We start from the raw sequence: 17497 nt of genomic DNA, 5'->3' as shown, positions 1-17497 counted from the left end.
AAACCTGAAACGACAAAAGTAACAAATAGTCAATTTTTACACTTTGTCATCCGAACCCCCCCGAGATTCGTCTGTCTGAAGCCGACTGCAACGCTCTTCGTAAAAAAGAGAAGGATCTGAGGTTTATTTTTATAACTCCTGTTGATTATCATCTTCTATACCCTGTTTTCCCCGATCTGTAAAAATCGCTATTCTGGAGAAAAAAAGCCGATTTTCAGACCCTTTTTCCAACCCTTATTGACCCTTCAAAAAATGATGCTGATGATTGGAGCAAACTATTTAGATGCTTTCCCAATGTTATCTGCATGATTTTAAAAATCTTCTCAATGAATTGGAGGGAAGATGCAGAACAAATCGCGACAAACAAACCGTTTTTTGCCCGAAATGTTAAAAATCGGACGCTATTTCATGTAAATTGGCAAAAGTGTGTGTTAGTTATAAATGTATTTTTGTTGATTTATGTCATAAATATAGCGTTTTTAATAATAAAATGATTATTTCGCAACCAGTAAAATATCCATAATTGGGGGATTATCTACATAATGAACAAGTTTTAATTCGCGGAAGATTGGAATATTTAAAAATTAGTAAGTGGACATTCTCTGCTCCTTGCCTGGACAGGCGAGGGGGACCGCTGCGGTGCAGCGGTGGAGTGGTGGAGTGGTTGTATGGTGATTGAGTGGTTGATAGTTATCCCGAACTCACCTAAATTTAGGTAGAAAAACAGACTCAAAACTTCCAGCGCAATAACGCATACAGATCCGTTTTTTCATCTCCTTCGATCTCTTCCAATCCGGCGCCGATTCGATCGCGATCGGTATAGTGGGTATAACCTACTTTAGCCGAAAGTGTCAACCGCTCTACGATATCCCATCGAAAGGAAGCAGATAAACGAACACCTTTTCCGTAAAACGAAGGCTTATGAAAAGCATACAGTATATGTCGTTCATACGAACTGATTCGCGTATAATAGTTGTCGGTATGAAACCAGGCGCCATAGCAATCGATCTGAAAAGGAATACCTTCCGGTTTCCATCCCAAACTCTGGGCAATCATTATCCCTTTATTCTCTTCTTGATCCGTTTTATACAGAATACCATCTACAGAAGTCTTGAAATAGAGTGCAGGTATAAACCGGTAAGTCGCCTGTAAACGCATCCGGTGTTGTTTATCCGGTAAAATGGAAACGGATGTTTCCTCATCCAATGAACTGTTTTTCTCTTTCTGCCTGAATTTATACCGGATATATACCGAAAAAGAGTCATCACGTGTATAATCCACCTGCGCCATGTATTCTTTTCCGGAAGAAGGAGCATCTACTCCGTATTTCAACCAGGGAAAACGAAAAAGATCTATATACCCCGACCATTTCCAGTAAATAAAAGGAACAAACTGTAAACCGACATAAACCCCCTCTTCGTTCTGAACGGAAGAACCCTGGGAAAAAGCATTCCCGAAATAGGCCTGATATTTCCGATCGTAATAACGATAGAGTATTAAACAGGAAATATAAGAGGCTGGTGTCAATTGCAAAGCATTCAGAGTGGCTAACGCCCTATTCTGCGACACGGCTGTTTCGCCATAGAACTTGATAAAACGGTTTTTCAATACATAATCGATGCTTGCATTCATATTGCGGTTTCCACGGAAATAAAACAGATTATACGGTTTTGGATCGGGAGAGATTTCATAATCGCCGAACGAATAGGATAAAGCGGTCAGGCCGATATGCACATGAGGGGTACTGTAGTGTATATTTCCTCCCAAAGTATGCATCCGGACTTTCCGCATCTTATCGCGCTCTCTCGCAAGACGATGCATACCGTCTGTCTGAATGGTGGTGAAACGAATACTATCAACTTGAGCATCCATTTTCCGATAGGAATAGAACAAACTCAAGGCCACATTTTTTTCCTGAACAGTGATCGCCATCCCTCTGAGATAATCGGATTCATTGGTTGAAAAATGCCTTCTGAAACCATTTGTACGGCGTTCGGCCTGGGTCACTACTGCACTTCTACCCGGCGTAAAATCATGACTGACTACCAACCCTTGTCCGAAAGAGGTTTTATAATCACCCACAGCGAGACTTTTCAACCAGGTTATATCTTTCAGAAACAGATGTGCCGAATGATAGTCGTACCCCTTATGGTGTTTATTCCAAAAAGGCTCACCTTCATCTTTTTCACCGACAAAGCCTATTTGCAGATGATCATCAAAGGTATATTCATATCGTAGCGAGTGATAGAACGGTTCACCAAGGTATTTTCTGTTCGGATATTGTTGCAAAATAGTATCCGGCAATGAACTATATCCTTTCTTTTGTTGAAAACTTTGATCATATCTGATTTGTAACTCATTACGTCCGTATCTCAACAAGTTATCAACAGTAAAGACAGGTTTATCAACATCTTGTTCACTTACAAAAACAAAAGGAAGGATATACGCGATTGTTTGTTGATCGAGTTCCATTATGTTTTTCAATTCATAAAGCGTCACTAACAGACCATGCCTTTCTCTGTAATTTATAATAGCATTTATTTGATTATCAGCTAAAAAAGGTAATTTTTTCAGTTGATCAACAGATACGGTATTTATATCAAAAGGATGATCTCTCAGATAAGATAGTTCCGTAAAAAGCAACGCTGCCCGTTCGGTATCCCCGGTTTCTTCAGCCAGCTCATCGATGAATTCCATCCATTTATCAACCGATAAATAGGTTTGTGCATGAATAAAATAACAAGTTATCAACAGGTTTATAAACAGAATAGAATAGTATCTTTTCATAGTCAGATTCGATTAAAATGAGAATGTAAGACCAATACCTGAACTAACGCCTAACACTTCGTGCCAGGTGGCTACCACATCTACCGTAAAAACAGATAGATTGTATCCTACTCCCATAGCAGGTGTTAAAGGTTTTGTCTCGATACCCGAACGGATATAAAAATCATCAAATAGTTTGTACTCCACACCGATTCCTCCGATAAGCCGCTCTTCTTCTTCCGTACCCAAATAAGCGGTTATCAACAGGCTGTTGATAATTTCCCATGCCATACCAAATTGAACCGCATAATCTGTAAAATCATATTTGTCAGTATTTTGATCACCAAAAGATATGGAAGGCAGATGCATAATCAACAATCCTATCAACAGATTTTCAACAGGAGAAAATGTACTGCCTATATCCGTAGAAAGAGAAGAGGGACGTTCTTCAAATAATTCGGTTTGCAATAGTGTATATTGAACAGCTACCCCTAAAGTCCATTGTTCATTCAGTTTTTTCCCGGCAATAAAACGAAACATACTTTCCCGGTACGCATCATATCCGAATGAAAAAGCCTGAAAACCTACCGGTAATAATGTATTTGGAAAAAGAAAACTGGCCTGTATATGACTCAACTCTTTCAAACCATATTTGTTATAGTATTGAAAGCGTATACTTCTTTCCGACAGAGCAACTAATGTCGGATTAAAAACAATACTTTGGGTAACTCCATTTCCTCCCATAGAAAGGGGACGGATATCACCGATACGAAGGTTATTCTCTGGAAATAACAGTGTAGGAATCCGAAAAAAGAAAAGAATAATTATAAACAATTTTTTCATGGCTGAAAGTTAAGATCTGGGTTAACATACGAATCGAATCGATAACAAATATACAAATCCGATTGATTCCAACGATTCTTTCATTCATAAAAAATGCTCAATTCGACTGTCTATTAGTCAAATAGTGTAAAACTGTTATAAAATAATAAGGAAATCAACTATTTTTGCATCGATGATAAGGAAATACTGTTTTATCCTGTTTTTCGGTTTACTTTTTGGAGCAGGTCTGAATGCCCAAAAAAATATACGAATAATTGCCGAAACACCCGAAGGTCATCAACGAGCTATTGTAGATGGACAAGATACCATAGCTGTTGTCTCTTTACGGGAAGTCTACGTATTTCCTACTTATAAAAGTAAAAAGGAACAACAACAGTATACCAAATTGGTACGTGATGTCAAACGAGCACTTCCGTATGCTAAAATGATCTACGACACACTGATCGAAACCTATGAATATATTGAAACCCTACCCAACGAAAAAGAGCAGCAAGCCCATCTCAAACGAATGGAAAAGGAGTTATTCAAAGAATATAAACCTGAACTTAAAAAACTGACTTTCTCTCAAGGTAAATTACTTATCAAACTGGTTGACAGAGAGTGTAATCAATCGGCTTATAATTTAGCCAAAGCTTATCTGGGCAGTTTCCGGGCAGGCTTCTGGAACCTGTTTGCCGGTATGTTTGGCGCCAGTCTGAAAAGTGAATACGATCCGAAAGGAAAAGATGCGATGACCGAACGGGTGGTATTACTTGTTGAAAACGGCCTGATCTGACAACTGCTTAAAGAAATCCCAAAGAACAATCCCTGCCGTAACCGATACATTCAATGAATGTTTGGTACCGTACTGAGGAATTTCAATGCAACAGTCACACTGATCAATCACCTCCTGCTGAACCCCTTTTACTTCATTGCCTAAAATAACAGCATATTTATTGTTTTTGTCGATCACCAGTTTATCGAGCATCATACTTCCTTCCGCCTGTTCGATGGCACAGATCTGATAACCCTCCTCTCTCAGTTTATCAACGACTTCCAACGTATCTTTAAAATAAAACCACTCTACCGTATCTTCAGCGCCTAAAGCGGTTTTATGTATTTCAGCATGTGGAGGAGATGCCGTAATACCACACAGATAAACAGCTTCTACCTTGAAAGCATCTGAAGTACGAAAAACAGATCCTACATTGTGTAAACTCCTGACATGGTCAAGTACAACGACCAACGGTATTTTTTTACTCTCCTTAAAAGCCTCAGGAGTAAGGCGATTCAGTTCTGTGATCTTTAATTTACGCATAGAGTGATCGATTAAAAACACAAAAGTAGAGAATAAAGTGAACAGATCGTTGAAAACCCACTCATAACTTGTGAAAGGAAAATGAAAACTATTTCTTGCATTTTTAAGTAAAACGTTTATACAAGACCTTAAAATTGGTATGCAAGTAAAAAATGTAGTTTTTTAATACAGACTCTTAACGACGGTTCTTGACGGTTATCCGCCTATCAACCGATCACTTTTTTTACACATAACAGGTTATAAACAAATTGTTAATAAAGTATATAATTATTTGATTATCAATAACTGTATAAAATACGCAGCTGTTCATATCACTCCTAAAAACCAAGTCCCGACACTAATAACTTCCTAAGCAAGCTTTTTAACAAAAATATATCAACCATACTAACAGGATATCATATACATCATCTTAATTTTTTAATTTAAAAGAAATATAATATAAATATAAACAGTTGATAAATGATAAGGTAACTGAATTCTTCCTATTTTTGTCTCAAACGACTCACTTGAGTAAAGAAAGAAATTATATGTCAAGAAATAAATCTAAAAAGAAAAAAGATTTCAACGAAAAGAAAGAGAGTAAGCGAGGTGGAAAACGTATGCGAAAAGAGGTTATGATCCAATCCATTGTTTCAGCTTTCCAGTCTTCACCGAAAGAGTCTTTCAATTATAAGCAGATCAGTAAAATGATCGGCATAGAGAATCATGTACAGAAATTACAGGTAGTCGATATCTTGTATGACCTGGCAGACGATCATTTTATAACGGAAACAGATCGTGGACGATACCGTCTACATGATCTGGGTACGATCGCTATCGGAACGTTTACACGTCGCAGTAACGGGAAAAATTCGTTTGTTCCCGAAGATGGTGGTTCACCTGTGTTTATTGCCGAACGCAATTCCAACCGTGCAATGGATGGTGATAAGGTAAAAATTCAGTTGTTTGCCAAACGAAAAGGAGCCGAACCGGAAGGTGAGGTGGTCGAAATTCTTGAAAGTAAAGAACGGACGTATGTAGGAAAACTACAAGTAACCAAAGGTTTTGCTTTTCTTGTGACTGAAGATAAAACGTTGGCCAATGATATATTTATACCGAAAGATAAATTAAAAGGCGGGAAAAACGGTGATAAAGCTATTGTAAAGATTATGGAGTGGCCCGAAGGTGCTAAGAACCCTTTGGGAGAAGTAGTAGATATTTTAGGTCAGGCAGGGAATAATACGACAGAGATGCATGCTATTCTTGCTGAATTCGGATTACCTTATAAGTATCCGATAGCGGTTGAAAAAGCAGCTGAAAAAATACCGGATGAAATCTCTTCCGAAGAGATTGCACAGCGGGAAGATTTTCGTCAGGTATTGACCTTTACGATCGACCCCAAAGATGCAAAAGACTTTGATGATGCCCTTTCAGCCAGGCGTTTGGAAAATGGGAATTGGGAAATAGGCGTACATATTGCCGATGTTACTTATTATGTCAAACCGGAAAGTATAATCGAACGGGAAGCACAAAGCCGTGCTACATCCGTTTATCTGGTTGATCGTACAATTCCGATGCTTCCCGAACGGTTATCGAACGGGATATGTTCGCTTCGTCCTAATGAAGAAAAACTCTGTTTCGCCGTTATTTTTGAAATGGATGAAACCGGAATTGTAAAGAAATCACGTATTTGCCGGACGGTTATCAAGAGCGATCGTCGTTTTACTTACGAAGAAGCGCAACAGATTATTGAAACCGGCGAAGGCGATTGTAAAGAAGCAGTATTGGCTTTAAACGAATTGGCACAGAAATTGCGTATTGCACGATTTGATAAAGGAGCGATTAACTTTGACCGTTATGAAGTTAAATTCGAAATTGATGAGAATGGTAAACCTCTAAGTGTCTATTTCAAAGAAGCGAAAGAGGCCAACAAATTGATCGAAGAATTTATGTTATTGGCTAACCGGACGGTTGCTGAATTTATAGGAAATCCGGAGAAAGGGAAATCGAAGAAAACATTTGTTTATCGTATTCACGAACAACCCGATCCGGAGAAACTGGAAAACTTTGCAACCTTTATCCGTCGTTTTGGCTATAAACTCAAAGTAGAAGGAAGTCAGGAAAGTATATCAAAAGGCATTAACAAATTATTAGATAAGGCACAAGGAAGTCCCGAAGAGAACCTGGTAGAGACTTTGGCTATACGTTCGATGAAGAAAGCACGTTATTCGACTGAAAATGTAGGACACTACGGTTTGGCTTTTGAATATTATTCACATTTTACCTCTCCTATCCGCCGTTATCCCGATATGATGGTACATCGTTTATTGGAACGATACCTGGCTGGAGGAAGAAGTGCACAAAAAGAGAAGTTCGAAGAGTTATGCGATCATAGTTCCACTATGGAACAAGTGGCTGCCAATGCCGAACGTGCCTCTGTCAAATATAAACAGGTAGAGTTTATGAGTGATAAGTTGGGAATGATCTTTGACGGTGTCATTTCGGGTGTGACCGAATGGGGACTATATGTGGAGTTGAATGAGAATAAGTGTGAAGGTTTAGTACCTATGCGTGATCTGGATGACGATTTTTATGAGTTTGATGAAAAGAATTACTGTTTGATGGGTCGCCGTACCAAACGCGAATATCGGTTAGGTGATCCGATTACCATCAAAGTTGTTCAGGCAAACCTCGAACGAAAACAACTCGATTTTATGTTAGCCGATTGATTACTGAGGCGTATCCCAATAAAACATAGCCAATATCCCGCAAACAATTAATGCGAGGCCCAATATCCCGTAAAAAATGCGCGTTCCACCGCGTCCCATCAGTTTTACGAGACTTTGGGTCTTTTTATGGGTAAAGAACCATTCGAAGTTACAAACGGCCGCAATAAGCGAAAAAAGGCCTGCTAAAACAAAAATAACACCAAGTAAATAGTCTGTCATACTTATTTTATTTCTACTGTTCGTGAATGATCATCATTTTCTGTAATTGTCACGTGTACCACATCCGAAGGCAGTAATTCTTCTATTTTTTCAGGCCATTCGATCATACAAAGCGCTCCGCTATAGAAATAGTCTTCGGTACCTATATCCTCGGCTTCACTTAATCGATTGATGCGGTAGAAGTCGAAATGGTATATCAGTTCACCGGTAGTATCACTCCGATATTCATTGATAATGGCAAAAGTGGGACTATTAATCACATCCTCTACCCCTAAACATTCACATATCGCTTTGATAAATGTTGTTTTTCCGGCACCCATATTTCCATGAAAGGCAAATACGGTTCGGTCATCCATTAGTGCGATAAATGTTTGAGCGGCTTCATGAATCTGTTCGAGGTTGTTAATTGTTATTGTCTTATGTTCCATTTTCGGTTTTTATTTGGGTTGCATGGTAATCAGCGGAATCATCATCTCTTCCATGGAAATACCACCGTGTTGGAATGTATTTTTGTAGTAAGAGACATAATAATTGTAGTTATTCGGATAAGCAAAAAAGTCTTCATTCATTGCAAAAATATACTTACTGCTTAAATTAGGTGAAGGGAGTCCTACTTTCTCCGGATCACGGATTTCAAAGATCTCTTTTGGATTATAATTCAGATTTTTACCTACCTTATATCGTAGATTGGTATTGGTGTTTTTATCCCCAATTACTTTCAACGGATTATCTACCCGTATGGTACCATGATCGGTCGTTAAAATGATTTTATACCCTTTTTCTGCGATACGGCGGAACAGTTCCAGTGTAGTAGAATGTTGGAACCACGATTTAGTCAGACTTCTATAAGCTGCTTCACTCTGAGCCAGTTCGCGGATCATTTTACTTTCCGTGCGGGCATGAGAAAGCATATCTACAAAGTTCAACACGATTACATTCAGTTGGTTATGCGACAGCGATGCTATGTTTCCCAACAATTTTTCACCGTAGTTTGAATCGTATATTTTGTTGTACGAGAACGAATATTTTTTTCGAAAACGATCGATCTGCGTTTGAATGAATGGTGCTTCATTCAGATTTTTACCCTCTTCACTCTCTTCATCGACCCATAATTCGGGAAACATCTCTTCGATCTGCAACGGCATCAGTCCTGAAAAGATAGCATTTCGCGCATACTGTGTGGCTGTCGGTAATATGCTGTAATAGAGACTTTCATCGAAAGTGAAATAGTCGGTTAATAGTTCTTTGACCACCCGCCACTGGTCGAGTCTGAAGTTATCGATCAGAATAAAAAACAGTTTTTCTTCGTTATCCAAAAGTGGAAATACTTTCTTCTTAAACAAGTCGGGACTCATCAATGGACGCTGATCGGGATTGAGTATCCAGTCGACATAATTCTTTTTGATAAACTTGCCAAAAGCATGATTGGCTTCCTGTTTCTGCATCCGCAACATATCGGCCATCTGTACATGACTGTTTTCCAGTTCGAGTTCCCAATAGACCAGTTTTTTATAGACTTCCATCCAATCGTCTGCAGTCAGCGAATCATTGATCTGCATCCCTATACGGCCAAATTCTTGTTGATAACCTACCGTAGTCGTTTCAGAGATAATGACGTTTTTATGGACATTTTTTTTGATGGAGAGCAGGAGTTGATGCGGGTTAACCGGTTTGATCAGGTAATCGGCAATTTTGTTTCCAATCGCCTGATTCATAATACTCTCCTCTTCGCTTTTGGTAACCATGACTACAGGTACATTGGGGTTGATCTCTTTAATAACCGCCAACGTTTCCAAACCCGTTAGTCCGGGCATATTCTCATCCAGAAAGATAATATCGAACGATTGTTCGCGGGTACAGTCAATGGCATCTTGTCCACTGATCACCGGAACGACTTCATATCCCTTATCTTCCAGAAAAAGAATATGCGGTTTAAGTAGATCTATTTCGTCGTCTGCCCAGAGAATCCGGTCTTTTTTGATTGCCATAATGTTGATTGTTCAGATTAATAAAACAAATGTAAGCGGAAATATTGTAAATACGTAACGACTAAGTTTCTATTTTGTTTTTACATGGCGTATTTAATTCGTTTTATTTAACGGTTTTTCTCCGCGTATTACCGACGTTTGTTCATTTTTTTCGGCACAAAAAATCGTTTGACAACTGTCGAATGAATTTTACACAGTTATGAAACGATTATTTGATAATTATGGAACGATCGTTTGACAATTGTCAAATGAATTTATAGACAGGATCGTATGTTAATGTGCTTCCAACCAGTTTTCTCCGACACCGCAATCGGCTATTAATGGGACTTCGAGTTTGATTGCATTTTCCATTTCCTCCAGTACAATGGTTTTGACTTTTTCCAACTCATCTTTCCAAACGTTGAAATTGAGTTCGTCATGTACCTGTAAGATCATTTTGCTTTTGACTCCTTCACGTTCTAGGCGTTGGAATATGCGGATCATAGCGACTTTGATGATATCGGCGGCACTTCCCTGGATAGGGGCATTGATGGCATTTCGTTCGGCATATCCCCGCACAATCGAGTTGTTTGAGTTGATGTCGGGCAGGAATCGTTTGCGCTTGAATATCGTCTCCACATAGCCTTTCTCTTTGGCGATTTGAATACTTTCATCCATATACTCCCTGACTCTCGGAAACGAACGGAAATAGCCTTCTATCAGTTCCTTTGATTCTCCGCGGGGAATGTTCAACCGTTCGGCCAAGCCGAAGACGGAGATGCCGTAGATAATACCAAAATTTGCTGTTTTTGCTTTGCGACGCATTTCGCTGGTAACTTCTTCGACAGGGATATTGTATATTTTTGCAGCTGTTGCGGCATGGATATCTGCTCCGCTCCGGAATGCTTCTGTCATATTATTGTCCTGGCTTAGATGAGCCATGATGCGTAACTCGATCTGTGAATAGTCGGCCGAAAAGAACAGGCAGTCGGCGTTATCGGCTGTAAATGCACGGCGTATTTCACGTCCGAGGTCATCCCGGACCGGAATGTTTTGCAAATTAGGATTGGTCGAACTCAGTCTGCCGGTGGCTGTGACGGCCTGGTTGAACGAGGTATGTATCTTTCCGGTCGTGGGATTGATCAGTTCTGGCAGTGCATCGATATAGGTACTGAGCAGTTTTTTGAGTCCCCGGTATTCCAATAGTTTACCGATGATGGGATGTTTACTGCGCATCTTTTCAAGCACATCTTCGCTTGTGCTGTAATTGCCTGTTTTTGTCTTTTTTGCTTTTTCTTCGATCTTCAGGTGTTCAAATAATATTTCACCAACCTGCTTGGTGGAGTTGACATTAAACGTTGTTTCGGCCATTTCATGAATCTCCTTTTCGAGTTTCAACAACTCGACCGTTAATGTTTCCGAAGATTGTTTCAAGGCGTCGGTATCAAGTGTCACTCCGGTTGCTTCTATGTCAGCCAATACATAAATCAATGGCATTTCGATGTCGTGGAAAAGCGATTCGAGGCCTTCCTTTTGCAACAATGGGGCGAAATAGTTTTTTAGTTTGAGAGTGATATCTGCATCTTCGGCTGCGTATTCGGCTATTTGCGCCAATGGAACGTTCCGCATATTGGATTGGTTTTTACCTTTCGGTCCTATCAGTTCCGTAATGGGAATGCATTGATAACTGAGATAGGTCTCGGCCAGATAATCCATATTATGACGCAATTCGGGATTGAGCAGATAATGGGCAATCATCGTATCAAATAGAGAGCCGGCTACTTTGATTCCATATTTGCGTAAAACCAATAGATCGAATTTTATATTCTGACCGATTTTCATGGATCGGTTATTTTGAAGTGCTGGCATAAACCGTTTAACAATTTTTTCGGTTTCTGACCGATCAGCCGGAACAGGGACATACCACGCTTCATTTTCTTTCATGGCGAAGGAGAGACCGACTAAATTGGATTGCAATGGATCGATTCCGTCTGTTTCGGTGTCAAATGCGAAAAAATCATGCTGCTCTAAAAGTGCTATTAATTTTAACTGATCTTCTTCATTTTCAGCAATATGATAGGTGTGATCAGTGGTTTTTAACGTCGCGAGAGTGGCATATTTTTCTTCTTCCGGCTCCTCGGACGTAAATATATCGAAGAGCGAGCCTTGAATGGGACCTGTTGAAACCGGTTTTTTACTCTCTCCGGTCAATTTGTTAATAAATGCTCTAAATTCTAAATCAGTGTAAATTTCTATTAATTCCTTTTCATTGGGTTTTTCACGCAGACAATGGGTTGCATCGAATTGAATCGGCACATCTGTTTTGATGGTTGCCAAAAATTTGGAGAATCGGATTTGTTCAACATTTTCTTCCACTTTCTTTTTAAGTGCTCCTTTAAGCTGATCGGTATGTACCAAGAGGTTTTCAATGTTTCCGAATTCGGTTAATAGTTTTTGAGCCGTTTTCTCTCCGACTCCGGGGCATCCGGGGATATTATCCGAACTGTCGCCCATCAGTGCCAACAGATCGATGATTTGATCGGTGGAAGTCAGTGCGTATTTCGCTAATACTTCGGGTACACCCATTACCTCGTAGTCGCCTCCGAATTTCGGACGGTACATAAAGATATGGTCTGTGACTAATTGGGCATAATCTTTATCGGGAGTCATCATAAAAACCTCGAATCCTTCGGCCGCAGCTTGTCCTGCAATTGTTCCGATGACATCATCTGCTTCGTAGCCCATCACTTCGAGAATAGGAATGTTATAGGCTTTTATGATTTCTTTGATGATGGGAACCGACTCTCTGATCGCTTCAGGTGTTTCTTCCCGTTGGGCTTTATAGGCTTCGTAGGCTTCATGGCGGAAGGTCGGACCCGGTGGATCGAAAGCGACCGCGATATGGGAGGGATTTTCTCTTTTTAATACATCTTCCAGGCTGTTGATGAAGCCAAAAATAGCGGAAGTGTTTTTCCCTTTGGAGTTTATACGTGGATTTTTAATGAAAGCGTAATATGAACGATAGATTAATGCATAGGCATCAATAAGAAATAACCTCATGGTCGTTAACACGTTTTAGTGATACAAAATATGGGTAAAAGTAGTAAAAAACTCGTTGACTCAATTGTTTTTGTTACTTTTGCGAATCTTTTGATGGCTTATTCAAGCTGTTAACGAAGTAAAATGGACGACAAAAAAAAGATAGAAGCACCTGTACGGGAAGAATTCAATCGTTTCATGGAGGATTTTAAACATTCACTCCAGAGTGAAACGCGCCATTTGCAATCTGCGATAGACTTTATTTTAGATGCTAAAGGTAAACATATCCGTCCGTTATTAGTACTTCTTACCGCAAAAGCGTGTGGCCGGGTAACAGACGATACAATCAATTCGGCTGTTTTACTTGAATTATTACATACGGCTACATTGATTCATGATGATGTCATTGATGAAACGAAGCAGCGCCGGGGTGTGCCTTCTCTGAATGCAATATATGATAATCGTGTATCTGTTCTGGTGGGCGATTATATCCTTTCTACTTCGTTGATGCGTTCGACACTAACGGGCGATTTACGAATTGTGAAGATCATTTCCGAGTTGGGTCGCGATCTGTCTGAAGGGGAGATTCAACAGCTGGAAACTGCCGAGGAGACGATTTTGGATGAGGCCTGTTATTTGGGAGTTATTCGGAAGAAGACAGCGACTCTTTTATCGGCCTGTACGGAAATTGGTGCTATCTCTGCCGGTGCTTCGGATGAATTGTTGACATTGTGCCGGGAGTTTGGAGTACAGGTCGGTTATTGTTTCCAGATCAGGGATGATATTTTCGATTATTTCGAAGATTCGAAGATTGGAAAACCGACCGGCAATGATATCCGTGAAGGTAAAATAACACTTCCGTTACTGTATGCACTTCGTACAGCTGATCAATCGGTTGCACAACGGTTTATCGACATCATTCAAGCGAAAGATTTTACGTCGGAAAACATCCATTCCCTGATTCATTTTGCCAAAGAAAACGGAGGTATTGCCTATGCCGAGAGATGTATGCAGGTTTATCATGCAAAAGCCTTGGAGATTTTAATGCATATCCCGGAATCGGAAGCAAGAAATTCCCTGAAATTATTGGCAGATTATATTGTCAACCGCCAGAAATAAGCGTTCTTTTCAGGCCAATCTTTTTTCAATATCATGGATCAGGCTGCTTGCTCCGATGCGAAACAACTCTTTATTTAACCAACTTTCCCCGAGTATTTCTTTGACGATTGTATAATAACTAACCGCTTCCTCTGCGGTACGGATTCCTCCCGAAATTTTGATGCCTATTTGATTTTGTGTGAGACTGTGGTATTGTTTGATGACCTGACACATGGTATAAACAGCTTCCGGTGACGCGCCCGGGTATCCTTTGCCGGTGGATGTTTTGATGAAATCGGCTCCTGAATAGATCGCCAGAATAGCGGCACGCTGAATGTTTTCGGCTGTGGCTAATGCGCCTGTTTCCAAGATAACTTTCAATTTAGCGCCTCGGCAACTTTCTTTGATCTCCTGTATCTCTTCGGTGAGTTCTTCAAAGTTATCCTCCATGAAATAGCCCAGGTTTAAGACGATATCGATCTCGTCTGCGCCCTGCATGACCGACATGGCAGTCTCGGCTATCTTTACCTCGATGAAGGTCTGAGCAGAGGGGAAACCGCCTGATACGGCCGCTATTTTGACATCCTGTGCTGTGAGTGCCTCTTTTACTGTTTCGATGAACAACGGATAGGTACAGATGGCGGCTACATTGGGTATGTCGGGGCGAATTCCTTCGAAGTCGTTGACTTGATCTACCATTTTCCAGATACTTTCTTTACTGTCTAAGGTGGTTAACGATGTGAGGTCGATGCAACCATGAAGCAGTTTAAGTACCTCCGGCGTAAAGTTTTTTTGATCATTTTTTTGAAGGATTGTATGAACCTCCTCCGTGATTTTCTTATCGGAAAGGGTTCTGTCGAATTGATCGAATGCGTGTTGATATTTGGTTGATTGATCCATTTTTTAAAGTTTTATATTGTTTTGATGTCTTTCTTTATCCCGATTGGTTTTCTTTTGCAGATTCTGCTCGAATGCGGCTGTAAGGTCTATACCTGTTTGATTGGCCAAGCAGAGGAGTACCCATAATACATCGGCCATTTCATCTCCCAGGTCACGGTGTTTATCGCTTTCTTTGAAGGATTGTTCTCCATAGGTACGGGCAATGATGCGGGCTAATTCGCCAACCTCCTCGGTGAGAAGAGCCATGTTGGTGAGTTCGTTGAAATAACGCACGCCATAGGTTTTAATCCATTGATCGACCTGCTCCTGTGCCTCTCTGATCGTTGTTTCCACCATCTTTATTCTCTGTTTTGTGAATCGATAAGAATGGTGACGGGGCCATCATTCAGTAATTCTATTTTCATATCTGCACCAAATGTACCTGTTGCAACTGGTTTTCCCAACTGAAGTGCGACTTCTTTGCAGAATGCTTCGTACATCGGAATCGCCTTTTCGGGTTTGGAAGCCCGGATGTAGGAGGGACGGTTCCCTTTTTTAGTGGAGGCTTGTAGTGTAAACTGACTAACGATCATGATCTCTCCGCCACTTTCAATGACTGAACGGTTCATGACTCCATTTTCGTCGTCGAATATCCGCAGATGGACCAGCTTTTTGGCCAGCCATTCAATATCCTCCTGTGTATCCCGATCTTCAATCCCTACAAGAACAAAAAGTCCCTGGCCTATTTTCGACGCGATTGCGCCGTTAATAGCGACTGTGGTATATTGCACCCGCTGTGTAACTGTTTTCATCTCTTATTTCGCCTGTAAAGCCTCTTTAATCAAATGTGCCTTGGCTTCTCCTACTATCTTTTTGAGTTCATCGAAGTCAGCCTCCCGTATGCGCTTAACGCTTTTAAACTTCTGCAAAAGTAATACTTTTGTCTTTTCACCAATGCCTTTGATCTGATCGAGTTCGGAAGCGACCTGACTTTTGCTTCGTTTGTCTTTATGGAAGGTGATGGCAAAGCGATGGACTTCGTTCTGCATCTGTTCGAGTAGCCGGAATAAGGGGCTTTGCTGAACCAACCCGATACTTTCGGCGGGAAAGCCGAATAGGAGATCGGAGGTGCGGTGTTTTTTGTCTTTTGCCAGACCGGCAATGGGAATTTTAAGTTTCAGTTCCTCTTCAATCACGGATCGCACGACTTCCATCTGCCCTTTTCCGCCGTCTGTGATGATCAGGTCGGGGAGAGGAGCCTCCTCCTGTATGGCGCGTTGATAACGGCGTCTGACCACCTCTTTCATGGAGGCGTAATCATCGGGACCTACTACCGTTTTAATGATGTATTTGCGGTACTCTTTTTTGGCCGGTTTACCCATAATGAAAACGACACAGGCGGCCACGGCATCACTTCCCTGAATGTTGGAATTGTCGAAGCATTCGATGCGTGCCGGAAGTTTTTCCAGATGCAGGGCGTCTTGTATCTCTTTTAAGATGCGGGTGTTTCGTTGTTCCGGATTCAGCTTTTCAGCTTGTTTGAGGCGGTCGACTTTAAACTGTTTGGCGTTCATTATAGACAGGTCAAGCAATTTCTTCTTATCTCCACGTTGAGGGATCGTAAAGCTGGCGTGCTCCAGTTCGATCTCCGGATCGAAAGGGACGATTATCTCCCGTGCATCGCTTTTAAACCGCCCACGCATTTCAATAATTCCCAGGCTGAGGAGTTCTTCTTTCGTCTCTTCCAATTTTTTCTTGTATTCGAACGTATACGCCTGAACGATGGCGCCGTTTCCGATATGCATATAGTTGATATAGGCTGATCTTTCATGTTCGATGAATGAGAATACATCGATATTGTGCAAGTTGGGCGTGACAACCGTTGATTTGACTCTGAAGTTTTCCAGTAATTCGTATTTTTCTTTGGTCTCCTGCGCCTCTTCAAAACGGAGTTCGGCAGATAATTCCTGCATCCTGTTGTAGAGCAGTTTACTTATTGCAGAGAGGTTGCCTTTTAAGATGTCTTTGACCTGTTGTATGTTGTCCTGGTACTCTTCCAATGTTTGTAGACCAACACAGGGCCCTTTGCAGCGTTTGATGTGGTATTGCAGGCATACTTTGTAGCGGCCTTGTTGAATACTCTCTGGGGTTAAGGGATGCGTACAGATACGAATCGGATAAAGGTCCTTGAGTAGTTGGATCATTATTTTGGCTGTATAGGCCGATGGGTAAGGGCCGAAGTATTGAGAGCCGTCGCGAACGATATTCCGTGTCCGGAATACACGGGAGAAATATTCGTTTTTAATGACAATAGAAGGGTAGGTCTTGTCGTCTTTCAACATGACGTTGTAACGCGGCTGATATTGTTTGATCAGATTGTTCTCGAGCAGTAATGCTTCGGCTTCGGTGTTGACAACGATATATTTAATATCTCTGATCTGTTTGACCATGACTGTCGTTTTACGACTATCGTGTTCTTTGTTGAAATAGGAACTGACCCTTTTCTTTAGATTCTTGGCTTTTCCGACATAGATGATCGCGTTTTTTTCGTCAAAATATTGATAACATCCTGGTTTGTCGGGAATTATCGCCAGAATACGTTTGATATGTTCATTTGTTTTCGTCATTAATCAGTTGTAAATCAAATAAATAATGCTTTTCTCGTCTGTTATATATTGTTT

General features: G+C 40.7%; 14 protein-coding genes. 3 read left to right on the top strand and 11 right to left on the bottom strand.

Annotated elements, in window-relative coordinates:
- Positions 1 to 729: 729 nt before the first annotated feature.
- Positions 730 to 2787 (bottom strand): helix-hairpin-helix domain-containing protein, encoded by a 2058-nt coding sequence (locus M2135_RS00230; protein ID WP_280746552.1) that lies wholly within the window; start codon positions 2785 to 2787, stop codon positions 730 to 732.
- Positions 2788 to 2799: 12 nt separating this feature from the next.
- Positions 2800 to 3609: a hypothetical protein gene (locus tag M2135_RS00225; RefSeq protein WP_280746551.1), complete on the bottom strand. Its 810-nt coding sequence runs from the start codon at positions 3607 to 3609 to the stop codon at positions 2800 to 2802.
- 172 nt (positions 3610 to 3781) lie between these two features.
- On the opposite strand from M2135_RS00225, the gene M2135_RS00220 reads away from it, so the two are divergent.
- Positions 3782 to 4384: a DUF4294 domain-containing protein gene (locus M2135_RS00220; protein WP_280746550.1), complete on the top strand. Its 603-nt coding sequence runs from the start codon at positions 3782 to 3784 to the stop codon at positions 4382 to 4384.
- Here M2135_RS00220 and M2135_RS00215 read toward each other — a convergent pair.
- Complete coding sequence (locus M2135_RS00215) at positions 4358 to 4906, bottom strand: RNA methyltransferase (RefSeq protein WP_280746549.1); 549 nt, start codon at positions 4904 to 4906, stop codon at positions 4358 to 4360. The two genes, M2135_RS00220 and M2135_RS00215, sit on opposite strands and share 27 nt — an antisense overlap.
- Positions 4907 to 5433: 527 nt before the next feature.
- Between M2135_RS00215 and rnr the strand changes: the two genes are divergently transcribed.
- Complete coding sequence (gene rnr / locus M2135_RS00210) at positions 5434 to 7614, top strand: ribonuclease R (RefSeq protein ID WP_280746548.1); 2181 nt, start codon at positions 5434 to 5436, stop codon at positions 7612 to 7614.
- Here the strand turns inward: rnr and M2135_RS00205 are convergent, their stop codons facing one another.
- The 4 genes from M2135_RS00205 to polA all read right to left on the bottom strand — a co-directional run bounded on the left by M2135_RS00205 (position 7615) and on the right by polA (position 12860).
- Positions 7615 to 7833: an immunity 17 family protein gene (locus tag M2135_RS00205; RefSeq protein WP_280746547.1), complete on the bottom strand. Its 219-nt coding sequence runs from the start codon at positions 7831 to 7833 to the stop codon at positions 7615 to 7617.
- Positions 7834 to 7835: 2 nt separating this feature from the next.
- Complete coding sequence (gene tsaE, locus M2135_RS00200) at positions 7836 to 8261, bottom strand: tRNA (adenosine(37)-N6)-threonylcarbamoyltransferase complex ATPase subunit type 1 TsaE (protein WP_280746546.1); 426 nt, start codon at positions 8259 to 8261, stop codon at positions 7836 to 7838.
- Positions 8262 to 8270: 9 nt separating this feature from the next.
- Complete coding sequence (locus M2135_RS00195; RefSeq protein ID WP_280746545.1) at positions 8271 to 9821, bottom strand: bifunctional response regulator/alkaline phosphatase family protein; 1551 nt, start codon at positions 9819 to 9821, stop codon at positions 8271 to 8273.
- 273 nt (positions 9822 to 10094) lie between these two features.
- Positions 10095 to 12860, bottom strand: a complete 2766-nt coding sequence (gene polA, locus M2135_RS00190; protein WP_280746544.1) for a DNA polymerase I — start codon at positions 12858 to 12860, stop codon at positions 10095 to 10097.
- 123 nt (positions 12861 to 12983) lie between these two features.
- Here polA and M2135_RS00185 point away from each other — a divergent pair, with 123 nt between their 5' ends.
- Positions 12984 to 13958 (top strand): polyprenyl synthetase family protein, encoded by a 975-nt coding sequence (locus M2135_RS00185; protein ID WP_280746543.1) that lies wholly within the window; start codon positions 12984 to 12986, stop codon positions 13956 to 13958.
- 9 nt (positions 13959 to 13967) lie between these two features.
- Here the strand turns inward: M2135_RS00185 and deoC are convergent, their stop codons facing one another.
- From deoC to uvrC, 4 genes are read right to left on the bottom strand one after another with little or no spacing between them, the layout of a single operon-like run.
- Positions 13968 to 14837: a deoxyribose-phosphate aldolase gene (gene deoC, locus M2135_RS00180; protein WP_280746542.1), complete on the bottom strand. Its 870-nt coding sequence runs from the start codon at positions 14835 to 14837 to the stop codon at positions 13968 to 13970.
- A 3-nt stretch (positions 14838 to 14840) separates the two neighbouring features.
- Entirely contained in the window at positions 14841 to 15173 is a 333-nt protein-coding gene (locus tag M2135_RS00175; protein WP_280746541.1) for a nucleotide pyrophosphohydrolase, read from the bottom strand.
- 2 nt (positions 15174 to 15175) lie between these two features.
- Complete coding sequence (gene dtd / locus M2135_RS00170; protein WP_280746540.1) at positions 15176 to 15628, bottom strand: D-aminoacyl-tRNA deacylase; 453 nt, start codon at positions 15626 to 15628, stop codon at positions 15176 to 15178.
- Between the two features lie 3 nt (positions 15629 to 15631).
- Positions 15632 to 17443, bottom strand: a complete 1812-nt coding sequence (gene uvrC / locus M2135_RS00165; RefSeq protein ID WP_280746539.1) for an excinuclease ABC subunit UvrC — start codon at positions 17441 to 17443, stop codon at positions 15632 to 15634.
- Positions 17444 to 17497 lie beyond the last annotated feature (54 nt).

It is taken from the genome of Parabacteroides sp. PF5-9, from assembly GCF_029893105.1.
Lineage (GTDB): Bacteria > Bacteroidota > Bacteroidia > Bacteroidales > Tannerellaceae > JARXWG01.
Note: the sequence above shows the minus strand (reverse complement) of the source record. Positions and strands in the feature narration are given on the sequence as shown.